This is a genomic window from Streptococcus sp. HMSC034B03 (assembly GCF_001838575.1).
GTDB lineage: Bacteria > Bacillota > Bacilli > Lactobacillales > Streptococcaceae > Streptococcus > Streptococcus anginosus.
Window position 1 is genome coordinate 48,350 of record NZ_KV837626.1, and the last position, 9,897, is coordinate 58,246.

3 protein-coding genes are annotated in these 9,897 nt (G+C 42.7%); all 3 read left to right on the forward strand.

What is annotated here, in order from left to right; genetic code table 11:
• Nucleotides 1–2 precede the first annotated feature (2 nt).
• From HMPREF2634_RS02320 to HMPREF2634_RS02330, 3 genes are read left to right on the forward strand one after another with little or no spacing between them, the layout of a single operon-like run.
• On the forward strand, nucleotides 3–4,292 hold the full coding sequence (locus HMPREF2634_RS02320) for a phage tail tape measure protein (protein ID WP_070836225.1): 4,290 nt from the start codon (nucleotides 3–5) through the stop codon (nucleotides 4,290–4,292).
• Nucleotides 4,293–4,295: 3 nt separating this feature from the next.
• The gene (locus HMPREF2634_RS02325; RefSeq protein WP_070836227.1) at nucleotides 4,296–5,810 is read left to right on the forward strand and encodes a distal tail protein Dit; all 1,515 of its coding nucleotides are present in this window, start codon (nucleotides 4,296–4,298) and stop codon (nucleotides 5,808–5,810) included.
• On the forward strand, nucleotides 5,807–9,880 hold the full coding sequence (locus tag HMPREF2634_RS02330; protein WP_180363039.1) for a carbohydrate binding domain-containing protein: 4,074 nt from the start codon (nucleotides 5,807–5,809) through the stop codon (nucleotides 9,878–9,880). The genes HMPREF2634_RS02325 and HMPREF2634_RS02330 overlap by 4 nt, the downstream gene beginning before the upstream one ends.
• Nucleotides 9,881–9,897: the final 17 nt, after the last annotated feature.

The window sequence follows — 9,897 nt, forward strand, 5'->3', positions numbered from 1 at the left end:
GAATGGCAAGTAACATCGGGGATTTAGTTGCAACAGCAACTCTTGATATAGCGCCTTTTATGACAAATACAAAGAATTTGAAAACTTACTTAAAAGGACTGGATAATTCTTTGAGAAGCGTTGAGAATAGTTTTAAAACAAAAGGGGATAAGTTAAATAAAATGAGACTGCTCTATGACCAAACCGGGCAGTCTTTGACGAATTATCAAAAATTATTAGCTAGACAAAGTGATAAATACAATCAATTAAAAGCAGAAATCGGCGATGTCAACAATGCGACAGAAGCCCAAAAAGGAGCGTTACTAGGTGCACGCTCTGAAATGACTGCGACGGCGGCACGAGTTGTTGAATTGCAAGGAAAGTACAACGCCTTAGGGCGTGAGTTAAGTGTTTTCAATCAATTTGGAAATGCTGCAATAGACTTTGGGAACAAAATGCAAAGCGTTAGTCGTTCTTTGGGTGGTGTAGGCTCTGCACTCACTCGTGGCGTAACAGTCCCTATAGCAGCTGGAGCAGGAGCAGTTATAAAAGCTGCCATCTCTTGGGAAAGTGCTTTTGCTGGAGTCAAAAAGACAAATGAAGAAGTAGTTGATTCAAATGGTAGAGTGATCTATTCTTACCAAGACTTGGAAAACGGGCTCCGCGGATTGGCTACTAAACTGCCAGCTAGTCACCAACAAATTGCAGCAGTAGCAGAAGCTGCCGGGCAATTAGGTATTAAGACCGAAAATGTCGTTAGCTTTACAAAGACTATGATTGATATGGGCGAATCTACGAATATGTCTGCTGAACAAGCTGCAACTTCTCTCGCACGACTGGCAAACATAACTAAACTCCCGCAAAATCAATTTAGCAATCTTGGTTCTGCCATTGTTGATTTGGGTAACAACTTTGCTACAACAGAATCCGAAATAACGGAGATGGCTTTGCGTTTAGCCGGAGCTGGAACTCAAATTGGATTGACGCACGGTGATATTTTAGGTCTTGCGACTGCCCTCTCGTCTGTAGGGGTAGAAGCCGAAATGGGAGGCTCTGCAGTTTCAAAAATCATGGTGAAAATGCAAGTTGCTGCTAAAACAGGTTTAGCTCAAATGGAACAATTGAGTGCTAAAACAGGCATGACAAGACGCGAGTTAGAGCTAATGTCTTCTAATAATTCTAAAGGCTTTAAAAACCTAGCAGATTCTATCGGCATGACAACCAACGAAATGAACGGCATTATAAAGTCATCTCGTGACTTAGAAAACTTCGGAAAAATTGCTGGCATGTCTGCGCAAGAATTTAAACAAGCTTTCGAAAAAGACGCAATTGGAGCGATCCAAAAATTCTTACAAGGGCTAGGAGATGCAGAAAAACACGGTAGCTCTGCTATTGAAATGCTGAACGAAATGGGCATAAAAGAAGTTCGGCTAAGAGACTCCCTCTTACGTGCTGCTAATGCTCAAGATTTGTTCAAAAATGCTGTAGCTCGTGGTAATAAGGCTTTTAATGAAAACACAGCTTTAACAAACGAAGCAAACAAGCGATACGAAACAACTGCGTCTAAACTAAAGATTTTGAGAAACGAGTTAGTGGAGACTGCCATTAAATTCGGCGGCCCTCTTTTAGACGCAATCAGAAACGGAGTAAAAGCCGGCGAACCTTATTTGCAAATGCTTTCTAAAATGGCGGAGAATTTTAATTCTTTAGACAAAGAGCAACAACAAAACATTATTAAGTGGGGATTGATTGTTGCTGCTGCAGGACCCGCTATATCTATTCTCGGTAAAGGGGCGAATGTGTTAGGTTCCCTTTCAAAAGGAGCCGGGCTTGCATCAAAAGGTCTTGGCTGGGTGGCACGTGAGCTACAGAACTTGTTAACTGCAAAAACCAGTATAACTGAACTAGGGAGTGCGACCACTAGTGTGACAGCTGGCACAAAGACTTTAAGCGGAGCGTTAGGTGGATTATCTGCAATCGCTTCTCCCTTAGGGTTGGCTTTAGGAACTGCAGGCTTGGTAGGCGGATTGATTCTGCTTGCTAATGCACAAGACAGTGCTAGGACAAAAGCGGAAAAATTTGGTACAAAATTATCCGGAGATGTAACAAGTCAACTAGAAGCCTTTAATACCAAAATGTATGAAGCCAAAAATTCGATGACGAATTTTGAAACAGGAGCGACTAAGTCTACTGAAAATGTAAAAAAAGCCGTCACTAGCATGCTTGATGAAATCAAGCAAGGTGCAGAAAGTTACAATAAAGAGTTAGAGAAAGTAGCTCAAAAATACGGTATCTCTCCAGATAAAATTGAAAAAGCTAAAAAGAACAATGAACAAATTGTAAAAAACGCCGAAACGATGACGCAACAAATTTCAGAAATTTACTCCCGTCATAATGGCAATGTAAAACAGTTGACTGATACCGAGAAACAAATCGTGGAATCGAACGTAAGGCAATTAGCTGAAGCAAGAGTACGCGTATTGGGGTTAGGCAAAGAAAAAGAAAAAGCGATTCTGAGAACTTTCAATGGCGATGTGGCAAATATGACGAAAGGTCAATTAGAAGACCGATTCGCAAATTTAAAACAGGCTATGACAGAAGAGCAAACGCTTTACAAGAAACAAAAAGCTGACCTTAAGAAGTTGTTAGATGGCGGCGTTGTTGATCGCGAAGAATACAATACCAAAATGGCTACTCTAGAAGCGCAACATAAAGCGACTATGAGCAAATTTGGTGAAGCTTTAGCAAAAGTTGCTCAAATGCACCAAGCTAAATCTGGAGGCTTAGTTAAATATACCGAAGAAGCCAAGAAAATCTTAAGTGAATATGGATTGAGCTTTGAAGATTTGGCGAACAAGGCTACAGCTTCTGCAGGTAAACAATCAACAGCCGCGGCTATGATTGGTAATTACACAGCTAAAATGTCACAAGATGCAAAAAATGCGACTGACCAATGGAATGCACTTGTTTTAGACCCTAAAACAGGGGAAGTCAAGACCAACGCGTCGGAAGAAATTGCAAAAGCGCTCACCGCAAAAGATGGCTGGAAGAACATGGAGTTTGTATTAAAAAACGCTAATATCAAATCCAATGCTAGAGCTCAAGTGGCCGACGCTTTAATCGCTCAAGGTAAATGGGATAGCACAACTCCGAAAGAAAAGGAACTGTTATTCCAAAATGCCAAAGGCTTGAAAGCCATCTATGAATCCAAGGAGCAACTCGAAATTTGGAATAGTATTCCTGAAAAAGTGAAAAAGCTACTTGCTGACGATACTGATTTTTCAACAAAGGCAACCGTCGCAAAGGATACGCTTGAAAGATGGAATTCTTTAACACCAGAGCAAAAGAAATTAGTTGCAACTAACAATACTACGGAAGCAGTAAATTTGGCTTTAAGTACATTGGGAATAATCCCTGAACATAAACTCACCAGTTTAGAGGCTAAAAATAATACGCAGGTCGCTACGAGTGCAGCACAAGCGTTGATAGATGGTGTAAAACAATTAGCGCCCGCACAAGTCCATGCCAGCGACCAGACAATCGGACCGACCTCGTCGGCTCAATCAAAGATTAACAGCGTCAAGCAATTAGCGCCCGCCTTTGTTAATGCAAAAGATTTAACGGGTGGCCCGACTGGTTCTGCCCAAAGTAACATCAATAGCGTGCACGGTAAGACTGTTCATATCAACGCTGTTGATAACGCTTCGGGGGTTATTGGTAGTATCAGAGGCATGCTAAGTACTTTGGCAGATAAAACAATCAACGTATTCACGCGTCATATCAACCACGCTAAAGGTACGAACTTTCACCCCGGCGGTCTTGCAATGGTTAACGACCAAAAAGGGCCGCTGTATCGAGAGTTGGTTACTTTACCTTCTGGTGAAGCTTTCATCCCAGAAGGACGCGATGTGCTTTTGCCTCTACCTCGTGGGTCTAAAGTCTTGCCTGCTAATAAAACAAAGAGGTTATTCCCTCGGTATGCGAAAGGGATAGGATTTGAAGATACAAATATCGCTCAATTAACAAGCCGAATGAGTAGGTTATCATCTGAACAACGCATTGAAATTAGCAGTAGTAATAATTCAGAATTAAAAAACATGATTTTGGAATTGATTCAATACTTTAAAGATAGAGAAAGCGATGACCTGCTAGGTCATGCGCTGGACACTATCAAAGAAATGACTAAAAGACCAACGCTGGTGGCTGTGCAAGCCGATAGGCAAGAGGTTGCTAGACTATACGCTCAACCTTTAGCAGAAGAACAAGCAAAACGTGAAGCAATTTTAAGAGCAGTAGACGGGAAGGGGTGGTAGTTTTTGGAGAAAGTATTTTATGGTGGAATTGAATTAACAAAATATATTACCATTGCAAAAGGTTTCACACTTTTTGATGGTGCAGATTTTGACCCGCAATTTGGTGATTATTCAACCTCGGACGGTTCAGGATTTTTATTTACCAGAAAAGGGGCCAAAAAAATCTCTCTCCCGTTTTATAATAAAACAGGGACCTTTGAGGAATACGACGAATTGCAGAAAGCGCTCAATACCGAAGAACCGAAAGAGTTGAAATTTAGCAGAGCGCCCGAGAAGGTGTTTTATGCTATTCCAACTGGTACAATGAGTTTTGAAGCGCTTGTACGCAATAACGGAAAAGGCGCTATTACATTCATTATTTCAGACGGTCTAGCACACGCTAAGAATCCGAAGCATTTTGAGTTTAAGAAGAACGCGCAAGGTGTGCTAGAGGCTGAAATTATAAATAATGGTAGTGCAGAAATATCGGTCAATTACCGAATCAAACTCAAACATGAATCGGGTTATGTTGGCATTGTTAGTCAATATGGTGCTATGCAGTTTGGAAAAATTGAAGAAACGGATTTGGTGGAAGAGAAGAAAAATGTCCTCTTGGCCGCAAACGGCAAAGGGGACTTTAACAACTGGACAGACGGCTCTATTTTTCACGAAAATCAAAATAAGAGGGTGGTTACAAAAATGTCTGCTGATTCCAACTTAGGTGGACGTTTGGGAGTTTTACCAGCTAACTTTACAAATACGGTCAATGGGGCGTATTTTGGAGCGGTTAAAGAATTGGAATTATCTGATCAGGCGAAAGACTGGTACATCTGGGCTCGCGCTTGGTTCGAAACTGGCTTAGTCAGTCAGACAGGGGCTTGGTGCTTGTCGGTAGTAGATAGTGAGAATAAGTTTATCGCTGGTATGGCCATTGAAAAAAGTGAACGAGCACGAAATAAGGCACTCGTTCTTTTTCTCGTGGGTGATGGTGCTGGCGGTAGTCGGGTTGTCAAATCTATCGAGTTCTCGCCGACCCTTTGGGTAAAGGATAACCCATATAGCTTAGAGGGTAAAGACCAAAACCGAAACATGTTTGACTTACGCAAACAAGGGGATAAAGTCACCTACTTTTGGTATGGCGGATATCATTCTTTCTTCGAATCAAGGATTAAGGATAAGCAGGCTGCCAAAGTGCAGTTTTTTGTGGGGCAATATAAAGGGGGCAACTCAACTATCAATCAGTTAGTTACGCACCATTACTTGAATGACTTCTCCTTTTATAAATTGAACGTGCCGTTTTGGCGCGATGTCCCCAATCGTTATCCAACGGGGGCAGAACTCTTTATTGACGCAACAGGAGACGTAAACCCAGAAGAAAAGGGACGCTTGTATGTCAATAACTTGTTAGCGCCCGATGATGAAATTTTGGGAACAGATTACTTTAAAGTGCCGCCCGGCAAAACAAAAGTACAGTTGCTTGTGTCGAGCTTTGCGGAAGTAGAAAGTGCACAAGCAGAAATTGAGGAGGCATGGATTTGAGTAAAATAAATGTACGGATTGCCATCCGTGATACAACCGACAGTCACAATGTCGGTTTTTTTGATAATAAAAGCGGAATCAAATATAATTCTGCCAACCTAACTCAGTTTTTAAAGGGTGCTTGTAGTGTCCTTGTGCTGACTTATCACTCCAAAAAGATGGTTGCTCAAAGCGGACAAAAGCTAGCTTTTCGGTTTAAGGACAAGGAATTTTGGCTGAATATTAACAGTGTCAAGAAAACAGGCTATAAGATTGAGCTAACAGCCTACTCATTGAGTTTGGAAGCGAACAAAGAAAAGCGTGGCCCGCACAAACCAGCCAATGCCATGAGTATTAAGCAATACATCGATTGCTATGACCCTGAACACTCATTTGAGATTGGAATCAATGAAGTAGCCGACAAGTCCATTAAGTTAGAGTGGAGCGGAACAGACACAATTCTAGCGCGGCTCTATTCGGTTGCTAATAGCTTTGGCGCAGAGCTGGAATTTGTTACAGAGCTAAACGATGACTACTCACTCAAACGTCATGTGGTTAATATCTACCGTGAGGGAAATCTTGGGAAAGATAAGACAGGAATGCCAGTCCGAGTGGGGGAAAAGCTAAAGGTTATCAATTATTCTGATAACATGGATGATTTTTATACAGCGATTCGCAGAACTGGCAAAGACGGTCTGACGATGGCTGGGCTAGATAAAAAAATCTATGACGATAAAGGCAATCTGCTTTTTTACAATAATAGCAATACCATTTATGCACCGCAAGCGAGAGATAAATATCCATCAATCGCTCGAAAAACAAATGACGGGTATATTATCAACGAAGATAGCGAAACGGAACACACAAGCAAAGAAGCATTGTTTGGTTATATGCTGTCTGAACTCAAAAAGCACTGTGAATTAAAAGTAGATTATGAAGTGGAAGGCGCGGTTGACGGTAACATCGGTGACAGAAAGACACTGATTGACGGACGGCACTTTGACCCTCCGCTTTACGTACAAGCACGCATTAGCGAACAGACAGAAGCTCTACTAGAGACAAGCGATGTCAAAACCAGTCTCTCAAACTATGTTCGCAAGTCGAGCCAGATTGCCAACGAACTGTTGCAAAGAGTGGAGCAACTGACACTCGAAGCAACACCCTACACGATTAAGCTTGCGACCAACAATGGGATTGTCTTTAATAACAATCAAGGACAATCAACAATCTATCCGAGCTTAAAGAGAGGGCAGAAGCCAGTTGAGTGTACGTGGAAATGGTTAGTTGATAATCAAGTATTTGGCACGTCTCCAACTTTTGAAGTTAAGGCGGCTGGCATGTCTAGCAAGTTAGTGTTGACAGCTATTGCCTTGATTGATGGAAAAGAGGTTGCCAGAGAGCAAGTCACTTTTAGCAATGTCAATGATGGTGCGAAAGGCGACCCCGGAAAATCTATCACAATTACAAAGACAGAACGGCAATCCGACGGAGTGAAAGTCACATTTAGTGATAACAAGTCTATTGTCGTTCCGAAAGGTGATAAAGGAGATCCTGCAGATTCAAAAGAATTAAGTCAGCTTAAACAAGAAATGAATCAAGCTAGACAAGGTTTAGATGATGTTAAAGCGGATTTACTCAGGGAGAAATCAGAAAGTTCCGCTAAAATCGACCAAGTCAAGCAAGACGTTGGTGCTATCCGCACGCAACAGACGACCTATGAACAATCCAATGAGCAAAACCTCGCTCGTATTACTGGGCAACTTGGCGATAAAGCCAGCAAGACCGAGGTCAAGCAAACAGCCGAAGGAATACGTGAGGAATTGGCTAGTCTTTCGGCCGGTGGTCGAAATCTTGCCTTGGGAACAAGCAAAGAATGGTCTGCCCCTTTTACAAACTTTTCAGGGAATCCGAATATTTGGTCTCCGCTCTACAAGGTTTTGACCGACGGCTTGCGAGTCGGCGACACATTGAGGTCTAAGATCATACTCAAGTACACTGATGTACGACCAGCGGCCGGCAAGACTGCTACCGTTTGGTTACAAGGCAACGGAAATGTAACCGGCTGGACAACTGGAGCTTATAATGGTAGTCCTGCCAAAACCCTTAACGGAAGCGGAGAAATCACATTTGAACACTCCTTTAAAATTACCGAAAATCATCTGAAAAACGCCTATTGGAATTGGATGTTTAGAACTGATTTTATCGCTAGTGGGTCGCTCCAATGGAGACTCGCAAAAGTTGAGAGCGGGTCAGTGTTTACGAGTTGGTCGCCTGCTCCTGAAGACACGGAAGGCCAAATCACCGAGGCAAAGGCGACCTTCGAGCGTACGGCTCAGGGGTTGCGGACTGACCTGACGGCTGTGCAGACCTACGTCAGCGCAGACGGAGCACGGACCGAGGCTCTGCGCACTTACTCTCGCGAGGAGACAGCACGTCAGCTGACAGCCGAGCGCAAGGTTATCGAGGCTGGCTACGTGGCCAAGGCACAGCACACAGAGGACGTGCGAGGGCTGACTCGTAGGTTTGAGGAGCTGAATTCGGGCGGACCTAATCTTGTCTCAAACGGCGCTACAGAGTTAGGTCTCAAAGATTGGCTTGCAAATGGCAAGCTTACAGCAGACCGCAAGCACCCGTATTTTAAAAACGGCACGGCTGCAATGTTTGTCTTAGACACAACCGAAGCAACTGTTGCACATATGCAACAAAATCAGTACAACGTGCTGAAGCGGAATACAGACTATACATTATCGTTTACTGCATTTGCGTCAAACAATGTATCAGGCTTTCGGGCGCTGGTTGGTCTACTATCCAACACAGACCACACTTGGAAGAAGACCCTGTATACATATACTAAGACCTTATCACCAACCCAAGCTGAGCGCATCACGGTCCAGTTTAATAGCAGTGATTTTGATGGGTTCGCCTTGCGGTTTGATAATATGGGATCTAGCAATGGTCGCAGCGCAACCGTCTGGATCAGCGAGATTGATGTTTACGAGGGCACGATAAAACGGCCATACCAGCCATCTCCTGCGAACGGCCAGAGCTACGCAGACACCAAACTTGCTGAGTACAAGCAAACGGTAGATGGACAGCTTGCGGCGGTTAAGCAAGAGGTTGATAGCAAGGTCTCACAGACTACATTTGACCAGCGAGCGAACCAGATTACACAATCTGTGCAGGAGCTAAGCAATAATACCGTCAAGAAGAACCAACTCAAAATCGACGAGAATGGTTTGGTCTCTAGTTCTGAAAAAGTAGTAAATGGTCAGACGCTGGCCAGCATGATTTCGCAAAATCCTGAATGGGTGGAAATCATCGCTAAGTTGCTTAGGGTTAAAGCAGACATGATTGTAAATGGTGCGATTACAGCGGATAAACTAAATGTTAAAGAATTGAGTGCGCTCGCTTCAGATTTAGGGAAAATTACAGCGGGAGAAATTGAATTTACCACTCGTTTCAGGAATTCTCCAAGTCATGATACTTGGGGGACAGTTCCGGGAGAGTATAACTATGATGCAACTGTACTGATAAATAGCAGCGGTATTTATTCAAATGGCAAGATTGGCCGGGAAAATAAAGAGGATAAGACGCCAACAATCACACCTGTTTCATATTTTAAAAACGGTGAATTGTTTTTTGCAAATCTTGAAGCTGGACACTCTCTTAAATATATGCAAATGAACGGGATTCATCCTTTTGTTCGAGGCGGCTCATCCCTTATGTATTTTGGCAAAAAGGAAGATGGGAAAGACGCGTTATACATAACTTGTCATAATGCTGAACTTTATCTAAAATCAGACAATTACACAGACTGGAAACAATCCGAAGTCAACAACAAAGTGCGTTGGAAAGTACAAGGCAGTCTTGTGTTGGTCGATTTTAACTTACAATTTGACCGTGATGGTACTTATCATTTAGTAGATATACCAAAGGAATACGTGCCTAGCAACAAAATGTTCCCTGTCCAAGCTTGGAGTTTGGATAGAAACAAAGACCGAACAGCTCAATTAAATGTTGGCGGAGATTTACATATTATAGGCGCAGAAAGAGGTATTCCATATTTCGGTCAAATCATTTGGACTTATTAAAAAATAAAAGGAGAAAA